This window comes from Streptomyces sp. NPDC029138, from assembly GCF_055564375.1.
On record NZ_JBVHWM010000034.1, the window covers coordinates 20,920 to 39,423 of the forward strand.

Below are 18,504 nucleotides of genomic sequence, written 5' to 3' on the forward strand. Positions count from 1 at the left end.
CGGGACGCCTTCACCTTTCCAACACACTTGCCAATCTTGTCCGCATTTGTAGGTATATCGACTAGAGTTGCGAATCTCTTCGGGACGTGCGAAAGGGCACCGCCGGTCATGCGCAATCTCCTGGGTCCGCTGCTGCGTACAACGGCGGGCGCCCTCGCCTCCACCACCCTCGCCGTCCTCCCGGTCCTGACGACCCCGGCCGCGGCCCGGACAGGCGCGGCACCCTCCCCCGAGGCCGCACGCCAGGTCTTCGCCCCGCGTCACCACGCCGTGCAGCACGGCGGCTTCGTCCGCGCGGCCAACGCCTCCGTCAGCTGCCGCGCGTCGGAGGCATCCGCATGCCAGGCGGTGCGGGCAGGACGGACCGCGGCGAACGGCGACTTCGACATGGTCTACGTCGACGTCGACAGCGACCCCCGCACCTACAACTCCTCCCGGGCCGAGCTCCGCGTCCCCGAGGGCGGCCGGGTGACGTACGCCCGGCTGTACTGGGGCGGCAATCCGCGCGCCGGCGAGCAGAATCCGCCGCGCGACAACGGGCGGGTACTGATCGCCGGACCGGACGGCACGTACAGGGAGGTCCTCGCCGACACGGTCGAGGGCCACCGGGAGGCAGCCGGCGCGGACGCCTTCCAGGCCTCGGCCGACGTCACCCGGCTGGTACGGGAAAGCGGTTCGGGACTGTACACCGTCGCCCAGATCAACATCGCCGGGGGCAGGCCCGCGGCCGGGGCGTGGGGCGGCTGGACCCTGGTGGTGGGGTACGAGAACCCCGCGGAACCGCTGCGCGAGCTGGCCCTCTGGGACGGCTTCGAGGCGCTGGACACCCCCGTTGACGTCCGGCTCACAGGGATGCGCGTACCGGCGGGGGCGGGCGGACGCGTCGGCCTGGTGGCGTACGACGGCGACCGGGGCAGCGTGGGCGAGACGCTCACGCTCTCCGTCGGCCCCCGGCGTACGCCCGTCGCACTGCGCGACTCCGCCAATCCCCCGGACGACGTACTCAACTCCACGATCAGCGAACCGGGTGACGTACCCGCCCGGCGGATCCCGGCCTACGACAACACGCTCGGCTACGACTCCGACGTGTTGGATCTCGGCCGGGCTCTGCGGCGCGGTGGTGACCAGCCTGGCTTCCGGCTCGTTTCCCACGCGGACGCGGCATGGGCCGGCGCGCTCTTCGCCGCCGTGGACGCCCGTAAGTAGGAGCCGCGTTCACGACCGCAGTCCCGAGCGTCCCCCCTGAGCGAGGTAACCCGCGCATGCACCAGCCAGCACCCGACCTTCGGCCCCGGCTCCTGCACCTCGCGCAACCCGTCGACGGCGGTGTCGCCCGGGTCGTGCTCGACCTGGCGCGGGCCCAGCTCGCGGCGGGCCTGCGGGTCACGGTGGCCTGCCCGGGCGGCGCACTGGCCGCCGGCCTGCGAGAACTGGGCGCCGACGTCCGGGACTGGCGGGCGGGCCGGTCCCCGGGTCCCGGACTGCCGGGCGAGGTACGACAACTCGTACGCCTGATCGACGAGGTACGGCCCGAACTGGTGCACGCGCACAGCGCCAAGGCCGGCCTGGCGGCGCGGCTCGCGGTCCGTGGGCGCGTCCCGACCGTGTTCCAGCCGCACGCCTGGTCCTTCGAGGCGGTCGGCGGCCTCACCGCGGCGCTCGCCCTGCGCTGGGAGCGGTGGGGGGCGCGCTGGGCGGACCGGGTGGTGTGCGTCAGCGAGGCGGAGCGCGCGACAGGTCTGCGTGCCGGGGTGCGCGCCGCGTACACGGTCATCCCGAACGGCATCGACACGGCCCGTTTCGCACCGGCCCCCGTCACCGACACACCGTCAACTTCCGCGCGCCGCGCCGGAGACGACCCCCTCGTCGTCTGCGTGGGCCGCCTCTGCCGGCAAAAGGGCCAGGACGTCCTGCTGCGCGCCTGGCACGACGTCCTCGGCGCGGTGCCACGGGCGAGACTGGTACTGGTCGGCGACGGCCCGGACCGGGAGGCCTTACGCCAACATGCGCCCCCGTCCGTGCGGTTCGCCGGCGCCGTCCCCGATCCCGTGCCCTGGTACCGGGCCGCCGACCTGGTGGTGCTGCCCTCGCGCTGGGAGGGCATGGCGCTCGCCCCGCTGGAGGCGCTGGGCTGCGGCACCCCCGTCGTCCTCACCGACGTCGACGGCGCCCGCGAGAGCCTGCCGCCCGCACTCGCCGCGCGGTGCCTGGTGCCGCCGGAGGACCCCGTGGCGCTGGCCGACGCGGTCACCGCACTGCTGTCCGACCCATCCCTGCGCGCGGCGCTCGGCGACCAGGGCCGCCGGCACGTCCTCTCCACACACGACGTACGGCACACAGCCGAACGGATGGCGACCCTCTACGCCGAACTCCTCGGCACCGCCGACACCAGCCCCAACGCCGGCGATCCAGGCCCCGGCGTCCCGGCGGCGGGCGCCGAATCAGCCCAGCTCGTGTCCTCCGAGTGCAGGGAGTCCATCCACTCGTGACTGCGGAAAGCACCGTTCCCTCCCCCGGCTCGCAGCCATGGGACCACGGATTCTCGCCCGTCTCGGTGCTGCCGGCCCGCGCCGCCGGCGGCTTCCGGTCCCCGGTGCGGCGCCCGCCCGCGCGGCCCGCCTCGTCGCTGCCGCTGCTCGCCGCCGACCTGTCCGCCGCGCTGGTGGGCGCGGTCGTGCTGGACGAGGCCGCCCGCCGACCGGTACTGGTCGCCGCGCTGGTGTCCGGCGCACTGCTGCTGCGCCCGCACTCCGCGCGCCCGGTGCCCGGTGTGCTCGACGAACTGCCCACGGTGTGCGGGCGGATCGCGGTGGTCTGGCTGGGCCTGGCCGCGCTGATCGCCGCGTACGACCCCGAGCGCGCCCTCACCACCCGGACCCTGTTGCTGGGCTGGGCGCTCCACGCGGCGGCGGCCGGTGCGGGCCGGGGCGCGGTCTACTGGCGGCGCCGGGTCCTACTGCGCCGCCACCCGCGTCCCGCCCTGGTGATCGGGCCCGCGGCGACCGCGCAGCGGGTGGCCGCCGCGCTGCTTCGGCAGCCGGGCTGCGGGGTGCGGCCGGTGGGCGTGGTCGCGGAACACCAGGACGGCGCCGGCGGGCTGCCGGTGCTCACCACCGGCGAGGAGGTGGAGCGGGCGCTCATCCAGAACGGGGTGCGGATCGTCCTCACCGTCCACCCGGCCGTGCGCACCGAGAAGGAGCCGCTGCTGCGGGCCCTCGCCGAGTCCGGCTGCACGCTGCGGGAGGTGGACGCGGACAGTCCGGCGTACGAGATGCGCGACCAGCTCGCCGGGTTCGCCGTGCGCCGTCTGGACCTGGGCGCGCGGCGGCGGACGAGCGTTGCCAAGCGGCTGCTGGACATCGTGGTGTCCGGGGCGCTGCTGGTGCTGGTCAGCCCGGTGCTGCTGGCCTGCGCGGTGGTGCTGCGGCTCACCGACGGGCCCGGGGTGGTGTTCCGGCAGGAGCGCATCGGCAAGGACGGCCGCCCCTTCACGCTGCTGAAGTTCCGCACCCACCGCCCGGTCGACGAGCACGAGGCGGCCACCCGGTGGAGCGTGGCCGGCGAACGGAGGATGAACCCGTTCTGCCGGTTCCTGCGGCAGGCCTCGCTGGACGAGCTGCTCCAGCTGTGGAACGTCGTGCGGGGCGACATGAGCCTGGTCGGCCCGCGCCCCGAACGGCCTTATTTCGTCGCCGAGTTCAGCCGGACCTACCCCGGTTACGCGGCCCGCCACCGGATGCAGACGGGCATCACCGGGCTCGCCCAGATCAACGGGCTGCGCGGCGACACCTCGATCGAGGACCGGGCCCGCTTCGACAACGCCTACATCGACAACTGGTCGCTGTGGCAGGACGTCTGCATCATGCTGCGCACCGCCGCCGCGCTCGTACGGTCCACGGGGAGCTGACCGATGGCCCTCAGCCTGCCGTTCCACCGCCCCGCGCGACCGTCGCCGTTGCTGCCGGTGCTGGCCGTGGTCGCGCTGCTCGCGCTGCCGGTCGCCTCCGGCGACGAGGGCGGTGCGGGTCCCGCCGACGCCTTGTCCGCGTTGGTCGTCCTCTTCTGCGCGGTACGGCTGCTGCGGGCGCGCCGCCGCCCGCTCACCCGCACCGCCGCGCTGGTCCTCGCGCTGCCGGTGGCCGGTCTCGCGCCGGCCGCGCTGCACGCGGTGGCGCCAGACGCCGCGATCACCGGGCTCGGCCGTTACCTCCAGGTCTTCGTCCTCGTTCCGGCCGCCGTCGTCCTCCTCGTCCGCGGCCGGGCCGACTTCCGGCTGCTGGCCTGGTCGGTGGTGGCCCTCGCGGGGTGGCAGGGGACTTTGGGCGTGCACCAGTACGTCACCGGCACCGGTGCCTCCTACCAGGGCCAGGACATCCGGGCGGTCGGCACCTTCGGGGCGACGGACGTGATGGGCATGGCGACGGTGGTCTCCTTCGGGCTGGTGTGCGCCGTGGGCCTGGCGCTCGGCCGGTCCATGGGACGGGAGCGGGCGTTCGCCGCGTGCTGCGCGCTCGCCCTCGCGGTTCCGCTCGCCCTGTCCTTCAGCCGGGGCGCCTGGATCGCGACCGCGGTCACCGTCACCGTCCAGCTGGTCCTGGCCGGCCTGCGCCGGGCACTGAAGGCGGGGGCTGCCGTGCTGGCCGCGGGTTTGGTACTGGTGGGCGGGTTCGGGGTGGGTACGACGATGCTCCAGGAACGGTTCGACAGCATCACCCAGGTCACCGACGCGCCCGACCAGTCGGTCACCGACCGGTACACGATGTGGGCCGCGGCCGTCGACATGTGGCGCGAACGCCCGCTGACCGGCGTCGGTCTGAAGGGCTTCCCCGAGCACCGCGACGGACACGCCTCGCTCGCGCTGTCCGCGGGCAGCGACATCGCGGGCGCGGGGGCCGCCTACCGTCGGCAGCCGCTGCTCTCACCGCACAACATGTACCTGCTGGTCCTCAGCGAACAGGGTCTGCTCGGACTGCTGTGCCTCGCGGGCTCCTGGCTCGCCCTGCTGGTGTGCGCGCTGCGCGGCCTGTGGCGGGCCCGGGCGGCCGGCGGCCGGAGCCTGGACTGCGCTCTGATCGCGTGCGGCCTGCTGGTGTGGCAGCTCGTGGACTTCGCGTATGCCGACATCGGCGGCCCGTCGACCGTCCTGACGGCGGTGTGTTTCGGTCTGGTCGCCTGGTGGGCGCTGGTCGGCGCGGACCGGGCCGTTTCCTGCGGCAGCACCCTCTCCCCCGTCACGCGGGAGAGGGTGACAGGGGAGGCGGCCCTGCGATGACGGTCATCCACCCGGCCCGAAGGCGACAGCCGACACCCCACCGGACGCTACCCCACCGCAACCGAAGGCCGATGAAATGACGCGCTCCGGAACCGGCGGCGCACCGGGGCCGCGGCCCGGTACGGCATACGGGCCGACGGTGGACGCGAGACCCGGGACGGGCGGTGTCGCTCTGCCGGTGGCCCGGTCGGCCGAACCCCCCACGGTGAACCCCGCCCCCACAACGGGCCAGGCCCACCTGCCGGCACACCCCGCCCCCACCGGGACGAACCCCGCGGCGACGCCGGTACCGCCGCCCCTCGACCCCACCCCCACGCAGCAGCCGCCTGCCCCGGCCCAGCCGCCGCTCCCCACTCCGGCCCCCACCCCCCCGGCCCGTGAACACGCCCCACCCACTGGGCGTTTCCTCGCTCACGCCACCCTCGTCACCGCCTGCCTCTCCATCGCCGCGGCGGTGCTCGGGCTGGTGCGGGACCAGTCACTGGCCCGGCTGTTCGGGGCCGGGCCGGACACGGACGCCTTCCTGGTCGCGTGGACCGTGCCGGAGTTCGCGGCCACGCTGCTGATCGAGGACGGGCTGGCCTTCGCGCTGATCCCGGCGTTCAGCATGGCCCTGGCCCGCCGCGCGCGGGGCGCCCCGGGGGATCCCGTGCGGTCGCTGGTGGCCGGCACCCTGCCCCGGCTGGCCCTGGGATTCACGGCGGTCGGAGCGCTGCTCGCGGTGGCCGCGCCGCAGTTCGTCACCGCGCTCGCACCGGGCCTGCCCGACCCCGCTCTCGCCGTGGACTGCACCCGGCTCACCGCGACGTGCGTGCTCAGCTTCGGCCTCGCCGGGTACGCCAGCGCGGCCCTCAGGGCGCACCGCCGCTTCCTGGCACCGGCCGCGATCTACCTCGCGTACAACGTCGGCATCATCACGGCGATGTACACGCTCGGCGGCCGGTGGGGCGTGCGGTCGGCCGCGTTCGGGGTGGCGGTGGGCGGCTGCCTGATGGTGGCGGTCCAGCTTCCCTCCCTGGTACGGCAGTTGCGCCGCCGCCGGATCAGCGGGACGCAGGCCGGAGCCGCCGCCGCGGCGCAGCCGTTGGACGTGCCGCTGCTGGCCACGGTGCTGTTGTTCGCGCTGTGCCGGCAATCGCAGGTGCTGATCGAGCGGTTCCTCGCCTCCGAGCTGCCCGCCGGAGCCATCTCGCACCTGAACTACGCGCAGAAGGTCGCGCAGATCCCGATGACGCTGTCCATGATGCTGTGCACGGTCACCTTCCCGGTGGTGGCGCGGGCGCTGGCCGACGGCGACACCGAGCGGGCCCGGAACCGGGTGGAGCAGGACCTGGCGCTGGCCGGCTGCCTGGTGCTGCTCGGTACGGCCGCGGTCGTGGCCTGCGCACCGCAGCTCATCGAGTTGCTGTTCCAGCGGGGTGCGTTCACGGCCCAGGACACCGCGGCGACCGCCGGCGTGATGCGCGTGTACGGGATCGGCCTGCTCGGCCAGACCCTGACCGGCGTCCTGGTCCGCTCCTACTTCTCGGCGGGGCGCGCCGCCTGGTACCCGTTGGCCGCGATGACCGCGGGCATCGTCGCGACCTCCTGGATCGGCGCCTGGACGCTCGGTCCCTGGGGGGTCACCGGGATCGCCGCCGCCAACGCCACCGGCATCACCCTCACCGCCCTCCTGCTCCTCGCCGGGATGCGGCGCCGCAGCGTGCCCATCCGGACCGGGCCGGTGCTGCACGAGCTGAGCCGTCCGCTCCGGGCGGCGGTGGTGGCCACCGTGGCCGGCGGGTTCGTGGGGAGGCTGCCGTCGGCCCCGCTCGCCGGGCTGGCCGCCGGCGGCGCCACGGTGACCGTCGTGTTCCTCCTGCTCGGTTGGGCCCTGGGCGCCCAGGGCTTCGCATCCGCACTCCGTTCCGTACGCACCCTCACCCGAAAGCTCGCCCATGCCGTCCTTCCTTGAGTCCCCGGCCCCCGCCCGGCACCTCACCCCCGGCCCGGTCCCGTGGATCGCCATGTACCACTCGGTCGGCGACTGCTCCGACGACCCGTACCACATCACGGTCAGCCCGGACCGGCTGGAGCGGCAGCTCCGCTGGCTGCGCCGGCGGGGGCTGCGCGGGGTGTCGGTCGCCGAGCTGCTCGCCGCCCGGGCCCGGGGTCAGGGGCGGGACCTGGTGGCGCTCACCTTCGACGACGGGTACGCCGACTTCCTCGACAACGCCCTGCCGCTGCTGGACGGTTGGGGGTGTACGGCGACCCTGTTCGTGCTGCCCGGGCGGCTCGGCGGCGACAACGCCTGGGATCCCCTCGGCCCGCGCAAGCCGCTGCTGACCGCCGACGGCATCCGGCGGGCCGCCGCCGCCGGCGTGGAGATCGGCTCGCACGGCCTCACCCACGTCGACCTCACCCGAGCCGACGACATCGCGCTGAAGGCCGAGACCGCCGAGAGCCGGGCGGAGCTGGAGGAGCTGACCGGCACCCCGGTCACCGGCTTCTGTTATCCGTACGGCACGGTCGACCGGCGTGCCGTTGAGGCCGTACGGGAGGCCGGTTACGCCTACGCCTGCGCCATCGACCCCGGTGAGCTGACCGGCCCGCACGTCCTGCCGCGCGTGTACATCGGTGAGAACGACACCGCCGTGCGCCTGTTCCTGAAGTACCGGCTGCACCGGTTGCGCCGTCGGCCCGTCGAGGGGCTGCGGTGAGGGCCCTGCACATCATCACCGGTCTCGGCGTGGGCGGCGCCGAACAGCAACTGCGTCTGCTGCTGCGGCATCTGCCGGTCGCGTGCGAGGTGGTGACGCTGACCAACCCGGGGCCGGTGGCCGACGGGCTGGCGGCCGACGGGGTACGGGTGACCCACCTCGGGATGACCGGGAACCGCGACCTGGCCGCGCTGCCCAGGCTGGCCCGGCACATCCGGCGCGGCCGGTACGACCTCGTGCACACCCATCTCTACCGGGCCTGCCTGTACGGCCGCGTCGCCGCCCGACTGGCCGGGGTCCGTGCGGTCGTCGCCACCGAACACTCCCTCGGCGACTCGCAGATGGAGGGCCGGCCGCTCACCGCGGGGGTCCGCGCCCTGTATCTGCTGGGCGAGCGGCTGGGCGGGTCCACCGTCGCCGTCTCCCCCACGGTCGCCGCCCGGCTCGCCCGCTGGGGGGTGCCCGAGCCGCGCATCGCGGTGGTGCCCAACGGCATCGACCTGGCACGGTTCGCCTTCGACCCGGACGTCCGCCGGCGCACCCGCGACCGGCTCGGGCTGCCCGCCGACGCGTTCGTCATCGGCGGTATCGGCCGGCTCGTCCCGGGTAAACGCTTCGACGTCCTGATCCGCGCCCTCGCCCGCCTCCCCGCCGACTGCCGGCTGCTGCTGGTCGGCGGCGGCCCGGAGGAGCCCGCGCTGCGGCGGGCCGCGCGGGAGGCGGGGATCGCCGGCCGGGTGCTGTTCGCCGGGGAGCGGCCGTACCTGCCCGACGGCTCGTCCGGCCCCGACCTGCCCGCGCTGGCCGCGGCAATGGACGTGCTCGCCGCGCCCTCCCCCGAGGAGGCGTTCGGCCTCGCGGTCGTGGAGGCGCTGGCGGCCGGACTGCCGGTGCGCTACGCCTCCTGTCCCGCCCTGGAGGATCTGCCGCCCGGGGCCGCCCCGGACGCGGTGCGTGTCCCGTGCGACGCCGGTGCCTACGCCCGCGCGCTCGCCGAGGTCCGCGCCGCCGGGCCCGGCCCGCGCACCGCCCCCGAGGCGGCCCGCCACTACTGCATCACCCGCAGCGCCGCCCGGCTCATGGATGTGTACACGGCGGCGTTCACCCGCACGGTCCCCCCGTCCCGATCCCTCGAGGGAGTCAGCCCGTCATGACCGAGAACCACGTCCCGCACCGCCGAACCTCCCGCCTCCGCGCGCTCCCACCCTGGTCGCTGGTGGCGGCCGGTGTCCTGGCGGGCGGCCTGCTGGGCGGCGGGTACGGCGTGCTGAAGTCCCCGGAGTACACGGCGACCAGCTATGTCGTCGCCGTCCCGGGTGAGCGGACCGACACCGCCACCGCGCTCGGCTTCGCACAGGCCTACGGCCGGGTCGCCACCCAGGTGGGGGTGCTGGGCGACGCCCAGGTGTGGGCCGGGGTTCCGGTGCGCACCCTGCGCGACAGCGTGCGCACCGCGACATCACCGGACGCGCCCATGGTCGCCGTCTCCGCCACCTCCGTCCACCCGGAGCAGGCCGCCGACATGGCCAACGCCGTCGCCCGCGCGCTCATCCACCACGCCGACGCCACCAAGGCCGACACCCACGTCGGACTCCTGCAGTTCTCCCGCGCGGGGAAGCCCAGCGCGCCCAGCTCGCCGTCCCCTGCGGTGACCGGACTGGTCGGCGCGAGCGCGGGCGGGCTGTTCGGCGCCCTCGCGCTGCTGGTACGCCCGAAGCGGCGTGCGCAGGAGGAGATCACTCGGTCGCCCTCGGTGCCCGGTCCGGCCGTCGCCGCCGACGTACACGGCCAGCGGTGATCTCCACGTATCCGGCGGGCGCCACGCGCACCGCCCGCGCCACGGGACTGATCAGCGAACTCGTCACCGACGGGGAGAGGTTCGCCGCGCTGGCCCCCGCCTGGGGGCGGCTCTTCGCGCGGTGCGCCGCCGCGACGCCGTTCCAGAGCCACGCCTGGCTGCACTCGTGGTGGCTGTCGTACGGTCTGCCCGGGCGGCTTCGGCTGCTGGTCGTACACGCCGGAGGGGAACTGGTGGCCGCCGCGCCGCTGATGCTGGTGTGCCGGCCGCTGCCGACGCTGGTGCCACTCGGCGGGACGATCTCCGACTACGCCGACGTGCTGCTGGACGACGGCGACAACGGGCGGGCGGCGGGCGCGCTCACCGAGGCGCTCACGGTCGCGGCGGGTACGGCGCTGATCGACTTCCGCGAGGTACGCCCGGGCGGCGCGGTGGAGCGGATCTACGACCGCTGGCGCGGGCCTCGCCGCACGGTGGACGACTCGCTGTGCCTGGAACTGCCCGCCGTACCCATGGACGAGCTGATCGCCCGGCTGCCCTCGGCCAAAGCCGGCCAGCGGGCGCGGGCGAAGCTGCGCAGGCTGACCGCCCTGGGTGTCCAGCGGCGGGCGGTGGGCCCGGACGAGGTGGACGCGGCGATCGGCCGGCTGCTGGAACTGCACCGGCTGCAATGGCAGGACCGGAAGGTGACGAGCGAACATCTGCGACCCCGGTTCCGGGAGCATCTGGTGCGGGCTGTCGGCCCGATGGTGCGTTCGGGGAACGCGGTGGTCACCGAGTTCCGGATCGACGACGAGGTGGTGGCCGTCGATCTGACCCTCGTCTCGGGCAGCCTGGCCGGCGGCTACCTGTACGGCGCGCATCCGGACCTGCGCCGGCGGAAGGTGGACGTGGCGGTGATGCTGCTGGACGCCTGCGCCGAGTACACCGGCGGCAGCGAGCCCCGCACGCTGAGTCTGCTGCGCGGAGACGAACCGTACAAGCGGCACTGGCGGCCCGAACAGGTCGTCAACAGACGGCTGCTCATGGCCCGGCGGCGCACCGCCCCGCTGCTGATGGCCGCGCTGTGCGACGCGAACGCCCGGCAGCGGGGGAGGGAAGTGCTGCTCCGGTGGCGGGAGCAGGCCCAGCGCTGACGGCTCCGCGTCCGTCAGTCGAAGGGGATGCAGAGTCGCTCGCCGAGCCAGTACTCGACCCAGTCGCCCAGGGCCGGAGGCCGGCAGCGGTCCGGGGGTTCGGTGGTGGGCGCCGGCTCGCGTGCGGGCGCCGGAGTCGGCGTGGGCACCTGGGCCGGCTGCTCGGTGCGGCCGTACAGGGCGGCCCGGTAGATCCGGGACGAACGGGGGTTGGCCGAGCACTGCCACACGCCGTGCGGGCAGTAGTCGGTCAGCGTGTTGTACAGCGGTTTGTGCTCGTCGATCCAGGCGAGCATGCGCCGCATGTACTCGGTGTTGTCACCGTTGCGGAAGAGCCCCCATTCCGGATAGGAGAGGGCCTTGCCGTGGGCTCGGGCGAAATTCACGTGCTGCTGGAGACCGTAGGGCTCGGTGACCTGTTCGTCGAACGACAGTCCGCTGGGCTGGTCGTAGGCGTCCATGCCGATGATGTCGACCGTGGCGTCCCCGGGATAGCACTCCGTCCACGGTACGGCGTCCCGGCCACGGCTCGGCGTGAAGTCGAACCGGAAGTCCTGCCCCGGCACCGAGCGCATGGTGGCGACGATCCTGTTCCAGTACGTCTTCCAGGCCTCAGGGTCCGGTCCGCAGCGGTGGGTGTAGGTGGTGCCGTTCATCTCCCAGCCCAGCACGATCACCGTGTCCGGCACCTTCAGCTCCACCAACCGCTCGGCCAGGGCCCTGAAGTGGTGGTCGAACGCGCCGTCCGCGGCCTGCAACAGCAGCCACCGCACCTGGACGTCCGAGAGGTTCTCCTCGTTGCGCTCCTGCATCGGCACGTTGAGGACGAGCGTCCGGTCCGCCTTCTCACGCCGCCACTGCGCCCACACGTCCAGGAAGCCGGGCGCCCCCTCGATGTCACGCCAGCGCCCCCCGGGCAGATAGGTGTGGGCGACCTTCAACTCCGTTCCGCCGAGCCAGTGACTCAACTCGGCCATGCGAGCGACGCCACGCGGCCCGGAGTCGAGAAACGCCCCGAAGTCCGCGACAGGGCGGCCGGAGCCGGTGGGCACGGGGGTCTGCGACGGCGTCGGGAGGAGGGGGACGGGGGGCGTGGCCGACGTGGGGGCTGTTGGAAGGAGTGGAGGTGACGGCACTGCCGGGGTCGTCGGGGTCGTCGCCGGAGCCGTCGGGACCGGAGTGGCCGGGACGGCGGCCCGTGACGGTCCCGGGTGGTCCACGGCGAGGCCTGGGCCGGCCGCCAGGGTGGCCGACACGAAGAGCGCCGCCGCGATGACGGTGGCCGGCCACCCGGCCCGGGCCCTGCGCTGTTGCGGAGCCATGCCCGCTCCCTTCTGCACTCGCCACTCGATGTCGCGGCGTCGCGTCACCCGGCAACCGGCAACCGGTGCGCAGTCATATCAATACGACTGATGCCGGTGCGCATATCGCTTTCGGCCTGCCGAACCCCCGCACGGGTGAACGGGCACACGCTGCACGGGCAAGCGGGCCGCGGTCGGAGCGGGACCGGTACCTGCGCGCTGGGAGGCGGCCGGACACGGCGGGTGTCGGAGTGGCGAGGCGCAGGGTGCGGGAGCATGCCGCAGCCTGCGAGGCGTGGGCGTGGCAAGTGACCGGCCGCGATTGCCGGGAGCGACGAGATGCGCGGAGCCGCCACGCGCCGGGCACGGGAGCGCGACGTGCGCGGCGGGAGGCGGAAGGGCGAAGCGGCGGGGGCGCCCAGGTGCCGGGCGCTTGATCCGGCGCCCTGTGCGCTGACGGCGGGAGGCGGAACGGCCCCGCCGGTACAGGATCGCCCCGGCGGCGATCAGGATGGCGCCGGCGGCCGATGTCGCGATCACCGCCGGGCCGGCACCACCGGTGTGCGGCAGCGTGGGCGGCTGCCCGGGGGACTCCCCGTCCCCACGGCCGGGCGGCGGGGTGTGACCGGTGACCGGGGCGTGGAGTGGTCGCCGTCAGGGCCGGCCGTCCGCCGGAGTGGTCGGCGCCGCCGTATCCGGAGTCGCCCGAGTCGCCGACCCCCGAGTTCGTAGAGCCACCGCACCCGGAGTCCTTCGAACGGCCGTGTCCCGAACCGTCCGTGCCGGCGTGACCCGAGTTCTCCGCACCCCCATGACCCGAGTCGTTCGAGCCGCTGTGCGCCGGAACCCCCGAACCACCGTGGCCCGGATCACCCGAGCCGTCGTTCCCCGAGTCGGCGGGTTCTTCAGGAGGACAGCCGACACCTCGGCCCGGTCGGTCGTGGGCCGTCGTGGTGGCACAGGAGTTGGCGAACGCCAGGTTCGGCGCCGCGGCCGCGCCGACTGAGTCGCCGCAGACGTCGACCGGGAGGGGCGCCGGCCGCGACCGCTGCGAAGGCCGGTCCCGGAGCGCGGAATCGACGGATCGGCGGTCCGGGGCCGGCCAGTCCGCAGCCCGGGGGCTGGTGCCTTGTGCCGCGTCGTCAGTTCTTGTGGACGTCGCCGTTGACGCAGGTGTTGCCGGCCGCCGGGTTCAGCGCACCGATGACATTGATCGTGTTGCCACAGATGTTGATCGGAACGTGGATCGGGACCTGGATGACGTTTCCGGACACGAGGCCCGAGGAGTTCGTGGCGGCGCCATTGGCCCCGGAGTCGGCGAAAGCGGGTCCGGCCAGCCCCAGGGCCAGAATGGCGCCCGTAATGACAGCAGCGGTCTTCTTCATGAATGTTCCCTTCTCCGGGGTCATGCCCCAATGACGGCCAGAACCGTGTGAGCACGACGTGAACGGTCGCGGCACGGAACGAGAGATAGACACATTGGAAGGCCACAGAACGCGAAAAGCGCGAGAATCACCCGATCGCACCCCTTCCTCACACGCTTTCTCTCCTACCGGTTTCACGAAAAGAGCCCGGGCGGCCCGCAGTCGGTGCAGCGGACGGCCCGGGCCGACAGACCGGCTCAGCTTTCGCCGTTGGCCGAGAGGACCGACAGGTCCTCCAGGACATGGGAGAGCCCGCCGTCACGCTTGGCGTTCGCGGAGTTGTCGGAGCACTGCTGCTGCAGGTGGTCCGAGAGAACCGGGATGTCCTGGATCGTGCCGCCGATGGCCGCGTCGACAGCGACGTCGACGTCCTGGACACCGAGGCAGGGCTTGTTGAGCGAGCCCTGCACCAGGGAGAGCTGCGGGCTCATGTTGCCCTTCGTCGCCGAGTTGCCGAACGACGACAGGGCGCCGTTCCCGTTCGCGACGGTCGGCCCGTCGTCGTTGCCGATGGCAAGCGCCTGCGGCGCGGCCGCCACCGCCATTCCCACGACAGAAGCGGCGGTCGCGGCGGCGACCATTGCCTTCTTGAGCACTTCGCGTTCCTTTCCTCGTAGCGACGCATGCCCTACGGCCTCATCAACCCGGCGTATCGGGAATGGTTCCGCTGATTCACTCGGTTGGAGCGCAATGCCCTTGGGAGGTGACGAGAAGTCATCAATCCGAAAAGCACACCACCAGCCCACCACATCGGCCGACGGAGTGAACGGGAGAAACCAGGAAAGGTCCGCGGAGTTGACCAGTGCGCTCCGGTGGACGGGGTTTCCTCAGAAAGGACTGGCCAGTGATCAAGAAGATTGTTGCCACTGCGGCCGTCGCCGCTTCCGCCATGGGCGCCTCCGCCGCCGCGGCACCGCAGGCGCTGGCGCTCGGGAACGACGACGGACCGACCGTCGCGAACGGCAACGCGGGATGGCAGACCTACGGCAACTCGGCCACGTACGGGAACATGAGCCCGCAGATCGCCCTGATCCAGGGTTCTTTCAACAAGCCGTGCATCGCGGTGAACGACATTCCGGTCGGCGTCGGCGCCCTCGCCGGTGTCAACGTTCACGACATTCCGATCCTGTCGGACCACATGCAGCAGCAGTGCACCGAGAACTCCTCGAACGTCAAGCGCGACGGTGCGCTGGCGCACCTGCTGGAGGACGTGTCGGTCCTCTCCCAGAACGGCGAGGGCTGACTCGGTGAGCGGAGCGGGTCGCCGAGTGACTCGGCGGCCCGCTTCGGCCTGTCATCGGCGGTACAGCGCCTCGATCTGCTCCGCGTACGCGGCCGTCACCGCGTGCCGCTTGACCTTCAGCGACGGGGTGAGCAGCCCGTTCTCCTCGGTGAACTCGCCCTCGACCAGCGCGAAGGCGCGGATCGACTCGGCGCGGGAGACGGCCTCGTTGGCGTGGTCGACCGCTTTCTGCACCTCGGCGCGCATCCGCTCGTCGTGGACCAGCGCGGACAGCGGGGTGTCCGGCGGCAGCTTCCGTACGGACAGCCAGTGGGCGACCGCCTCCGGGTCGAGGGTGATCAGCGCGGCGACGAAGGGCCGCTTGTCGCCGACGACCAGGCACTGGCCGACGGGTGAGCGGCTGCGCAGCCGGTCCTCCAGGACGGCCGGCGAGACGTTCTTGCCGCCGGAGGTGACGAGGATGTCCTTCTTGCGGCCGGTGATGCTGAGATAGCCGTCGTCGTCCAGCGCGCCGAGGTCACCGGTCGCGAACCAGCCGTCGTGGAGCACGGCGTCCGTGGCGGCCGGGTCGTTCCAGTACGACCCGAAGACCACCCCGCCCTTGATCAGCACCTCCCCGTCGTCGGCGAGGCGCACGGAGACGCCCGGCACCGGCCGGCCGACCGTGCCGGGGCGGGGGCTGAGCGGGGGCACGATCGTGGCGGCGGCGCTGGTCTCGGTCAGGCCGTAGCCCTCGTAGACGACGATGCCGGCCCCGAGGAAGAACAGGTTGAGGTCGCGGTCCAGCGGGGATCCACCGCTGATGGCGTACCGCATCCGGCCGCCCAGCTCCTTGCGGACGCGGCGGTAGACCAGCAGGTCGTACAGCGCCCAGGCGGCGTACAGTCCGGGCCCCGGGCCCTTGCCGGTGCCGAGGAACTTCCGCAGGTGGGCCTCGCCGAAGCGGACGGCGACGCGCTCGGCCCGGTCGAAGGAGGCGGCCCGGCCGAGTTTCTCCGCGGTGGCCCGCCCGGTGTCGTGGATCTTCTCGAAGAGGTACGGCACCCCGACCAGGAAGGTGGGCCGGAACTCCTTGAGCGCGGGCCGCAGTTCGTCGGGCTTCACGCTCGGGAAGTGGCCGGTCTCGATGCGGGCCAGCAGGCAGGCGAGCTGGAGGGTGCGGCCGAGGATGTGGGCGAGCGGCAGGAAGAGCAGGGTGGACGCGGCCTGACCGGTGACGGCCTGGAAGACCGGGTGCAGCAGTTCCACGGTGCCCGCCGCCTCCGCGTGCAGGTTGGCGTGGGTGAGGACGCAGCCCTTGGGGCGGCCGGTGGTGCCGGAGGTGTAGCACAGGGTGGCGATGGTGTCGGGGCCGAGCGCGCCGCGCCGCTTGGCGAGTTCCTCGTCGGGGAGGTCCCGGCCGAGGACGGTGAGGTCGGTCAGGGCGCCGGCGTCGAGTTGCCACAGGCGCGGGGAGTGCGCGTGGCCGGCCGTGCCGGTGGTGACGGTGGCGGCGTTCGCGGCGGTCTCGGTGACGACGAACCGGGCGCCGGAGTCGCGGACGATCCACTCCACCTGCTCGGCGGAGGAGGTCGGGTAGACCGGCACGGACTGCCCGCCGGCCGCCCAGACCGCGAAGTCCAGGACGGTCCACTCGTAGCGGGTGCGGGACATCACCGCGACCCGTCCGCCCGGTTCGAGGCCGACGGCGACGAGCCCCTTGGCGACGGCGGCGACCTCGGCGGCGAAGGCCGCCGCCGTGACCGGGCGCCAGGCACCACCGCGGTCGCGGCGGCGCAGCAGCACCGCGTCGGGGGTCTCGGCCGCGTGCGTGAACGGCAGGTCGGCCAGGGAACCGGAGGTGAGCGGGGGTGCCAGGGGTGCGGCGCGCACCTCGCGGACCTCGCCCGTGGCGTCCCGGACGATCTCCACCGCGGCGCGGTCCGCGAGATCGGTGCGCTGCCGTGCCCGTTTCAGATCCCTGCGTACGCCCATGCCGGCTCCCGGTGGCGGTGCGTGGCCTCCAAGGTCCCTACCGAAGAGTCAACTTACTCGTAAGTAAGGAAAGGTCAATGGGGGCCGCGCGGCTCACTCCACGGTCTGACTCCGCGGTCTCACTCCACGGTCTCACTCCGCGGGCTCGGTGCCGCCCGCCTGGCGGATCGCGTCGGCGAGGTCGCGCACGTCGGCGTCCTCGGTGGTGACGGCCAGCCCCGCGGCCCTGCGGGCGAGACCGGTCAGGCCCGGGGCGCCGGGCAGGGCCCGGCCGTCCGTGGAGCCGGAGCGCAGGGCGTCGGCGAAGTACGCGGCGACCGCGGTGACCTGGAAGCGGGGGCTCGCCCGCCAGACCGAGCCGGCCAGGGCCCCGGTCTCCAGGGCGCCCGACGCCTCGTGCGGGTCGCGGGTCTCCGGGTCGAGCCAGCGGACGGTGGCGGTGGCGAGGTGACCGTGGGCACCGTGCCGGGTGTGGACGGCGTACAGGGCGGTCACGGTGTGGCCGGGACCGACCTCGCCGCCGTCGACCCGGTCGTTGCGGAAGTCCTGGTCGGCGACCTTGCGGTCGTCGTAGCCGATGAGGCGGAAGTCGGTGACGGTGTGCGGGTCGAAGGCGACCTGCGCCTTGGCGTCCCGTGCGGTCAGCTCGATGTTGCGCGGAAGCTGCCCGGCGAAGACCTTGTCGGCCTCGCCGGGGTCGGAGACGTACACGGTGTGGCCGTCTCCCCGGTCGGCGAGGCGCTCCATGAGGGAGTCGCCGTAGGTGCTGCCGACGCCGACGCCGAAGAGGGTGATGCCGTGTTCGCGGCGGGCGTCGTCGATCCGGCGGAGGATCGCGTCCGCGCTGGTCTCACCCGTGTTGGCGAGGGCGTCGGAGACCAGGACGACCCGGTTGGTGGCCCCCTTGCGCGCGCCCTCCACGGCGGTGGCGTACCCCTCCTCGACGCCCGCGCCGAGGTTCGTGGAGTTCTGGGCCTCCAGGCTGGCGATGGCGTCGCGGACCGTGTCCCGGTGGCCGCCCAGCCGGGTCATCGGCAGCACGGTCTCGGCGTCCTCGCTGAAGGTGACCAGGGCGACGGAGTCGTCGTCGCGCAGCCGGTCCGTCAGCGTGCTCAGGGCGTGCTGGGCGAGGTCCAGGCGGCCGGGTTCGCCCATGGAGCCGGAGACGTCGATGACGAAGGTGAGCGCGGCGGGCGGGCGGTGCGCGTCCGGCGCGGCGGGCCGGGTGGCGAGGCCGACCCGGACCAGGGACCAGTCCGGCTCGCCGGTGCGGGCGCCGTCGACGGTGACAGTGAAGCCGTTGCCGTCGGGCCGCCGGTAGTCCTGGCGGAAGCTGTTGACGAACTCCTCCGGGCGCACGGCCTGCGGATCGGGCCTGCGGCCGTCGGCGAGGGTGCGGCGCGCGTAGGTGTAGGAGGCGGTGTCGACGTCCAGCGCGAAGGTGGACAGCCGGCCGTCGGCGTCCTCCCGGACCGCTCCGGACCCGCCGCCACGGTCCTTGCCGTCGGCCGTCTGCGCGGCGTCGCCCGCGCTACAGGCCGCCAGCAGCAGTCCGGCCGCGGCCGTGAGCGCGAGCAGCGCCCGCCGTGTCCGGTGTTCCCCGTACCGCTCCACCTGGTCCTCCCCGTCGGCCTGTTGGCGTCGGACGTGTGCGTCC

Annotated in this window: 15 protein-coding genes; 10 read left to right on the plus strand and 5 right to left on the minus strand. The window is 73.7% G+C overall.

The window, feature by feature from the left end:
- Nucleotides 1–108 precede the first annotated feature (108 nt).
- The 9 genes from ACZ4WH_RS24690 (at nucleotide 109) to ACZ4WH_RS24730 (ending at nucleotide 10,905) form a co-directional block, all read left to right on the plus strand.
- Nucleotides 109–1,206: a DUF3344 domain-containing protein gene (locus tag ACZ4WH_RS24690; RefSeq protein WP_468184015.1), complete on the plus strand. Its 1,098-nt coding sequence runs from the start codon at nucleotides 109–111 to the stop codon at nucleotides 1,204–1,206.
- A gap of 56 nt (nucleotides 1,207–1,262) precedes the next feature.
- Nucleotides 1,263–2,489, plus strand: a complete 1,227-nt coding sequence (locus tag ACZ4WH_RS24695) for a glycosyltransferase family 4 protein (protein ID WP_468184018.1) — start codon at nucleotides 1,263–1,265, stop codon at nucleotides 2,487–2,489.
- Entirely contained in the window at nucleotides 2,486–3,907 is a 1,422-nt protein-coding gene (locus tag ACZ4WH_RS24700) for an exopolysaccharide biosynthesis polyprenyl glycosylphosphotransferase (protein WP_468184021.1), read from the plus strand. Before ACZ4WH_RS24695 ends, ACZ4WH_RS24700 begins: the two co-directional genes overlap by 4 nt.
- Before the next feature lie 3 nt (nucleotides 3,908–3,910).
- Nucleotides 3,911–5,272 carry an O-antigen ligase family protein gene (locus tag ACZ4WH_RS24705; RefSeq protein WP_468184024.1) on the plus strand — a complete coding sequence of 454 codons (1,362 nt, stop codon included), beginning with the start codon at nucleotides 3,911–3,913 and terminating at the stop codon, nucleotides 5,270–5,272.
- A 238-nt stretch (nucleotides 5,273–5,510) separates the two neighbouring features.
- Entirely contained in the window at nucleotides 5,511–7,226 is a 1,716-nt protein-coding gene (gene murJ, locus ACZ4WH_RS24710; protein WP_468184157.1) for a murein biosynthesis integral membrane protein MurJ, read from the plus strand.
- A 52-nt stretch (nucleotides 7,227–7,278) separates the two neighbouring features.
- A complete protein-coding gene (locus tag ACZ4WH_RS24715; protein WP_468184159.1) occupies nucleotides 7,279–7,971 on the plus strand; it encodes a polysaccharide deacetylase family protein in 693 nt (230 codons plus the stop codon).
- The gene (locus ACZ4WH_RS24720) at nucleotides 7,968–9,125 is read left to right on the plus strand and encodes a glycosyltransferase (protein WP_468184027.1); all 1,158 of its coding nucleotides are present in this window, start codon (nucleotides 7,968–7,970) and stop codon (nucleotides 9,123–9,125) included. Before ACZ4WH_RS24715 ends, ACZ4WH_RS24720 begins: the two co-directional genes overlap by 4 nt.
- Nucleotides 9,122–9,769, plus strand: a complete 648-nt coding sequence (locus ACZ4WH_RS24725) for a YveK family protein (protein ID WP_468184030.1) — start codon at nucleotides 9,122–9,124, stop codon at nucleotides 9,767–9,769. The genes ACZ4WH_RS24720 and ACZ4WH_RS24725 overlap by 4 nt, the downstream gene beginning before the upstream one ends.
- Nucleotides 9,766–10,905: a GNAT family N-acetyltransferase gene (locus ACZ4WH_RS24730; RefSeq protein ID WP_468184032.1), complete on the plus strand. Its 1,140-nt coding sequence runs from the start codon at nucleotides 9,766–9,768 to the stop codon at nucleotides 10,903–10,905. Before ACZ4WH_RS24725 ends, ACZ4WH_RS24730 begins: the two co-directional genes overlap by 4 nt.
- Nucleotides 10,906–10,919: 14 nt before the next feature.
- Here ACZ4WH_RS24730 and ACZ4WH_RS24735 read toward each other — a convergent pair whose 3' ends face one another.
- From ACZ4WH_RS24735 to ACZ4WH_RS24745, 3 genes are all read right to left on the minus strand, one after another.
- Nucleotides 10,920–12,227: a glycoside hydrolase family 26 protein gene (locus ACZ4WH_RS24735; RefSeq protein WP_468184035.1), complete on the minus strand. Its 1,308-nt coding sequence runs from the start codon at nucleotides 12,225–12,227 to the stop codon at nucleotides 10,920–10,922.
- 1,121 nt (nucleotides 12,228–13,348) lie between these two features.
- Complete coding sequence (locus tag ACZ4WH_RS24740) at nucleotides 13,349–13,591, minus strand: chaplin (protein ID WP_468184037.1); 243 nt, start codon at nucleotides 13,589–13,591, stop codon at nucleotides 13,349–13,351.
- A gap of 236 nt (nucleotides 13,592–13,827) precedes the next feature.
- Entirely contained in the window at nucleotides 13,828–14,226 is a 399-nt protein-coding gene (locus tag ACZ4WH_RS24745) for a rodlin (protein ID WP_468184039.1), read from the minus strand.
- Nucleotides 14,227–14,474: 248 nt separating this feature from the next.
- On the opposite strand from ACZ4WH_RS24745, the gene ACZ4WH_RS24750 reads away from it, so the two are divergent.
- Nucleotides 14,475–14,873 (plus strand): rodlin, encoded by a 399-nt coding sequence (locus ACZ4WH_RS24750; RefSeq protein ID WP_468184042.1) that lies wholly within the window; start codon nucleotides 14,475–14,477, stop codon nucleotides 14,871–14,873.
- Between the two features lie 51 nt (nucleotides 14,874–14,924).
- Here the strand turns inward: ACZ4WH_RS24750 and ACZ4WH_RS24755 are convergent, their stop codons facing one another.
- Both ACZ4WH_RS24755 and ACZ4WH_RS24760 read right to left on the minus strand, forming a co-directional pair.
- Nucleotides 14,925–16,847, minus strand: coding sequence for an AMP-dependent synthetase/ligase (locus tag ACZ4WH_RS24755; RefSeq protein ID WP_468184043.1), 1,923 nt, complete (start codon nucleotides 16,845–16,847; stop codon nucleotides 14,925–14,927).
- A gap of 132 nt (nucleotides 16,848–16,979) precedes the next feature.
- On the minus strand, nucleotides 16,980–18,461 hold the full coding sequence (locus ACZ4WH_RS24760; protein WP_468184045.1) for a vWA domain-containing protein: 1,482 nt from the start codon (nucleotides 18,459–18,461) through the stop codon (nucleotides 16,980–16,982).
- Nucleotides 18,462–18,504: the final 43 nt, after the last annotated feature.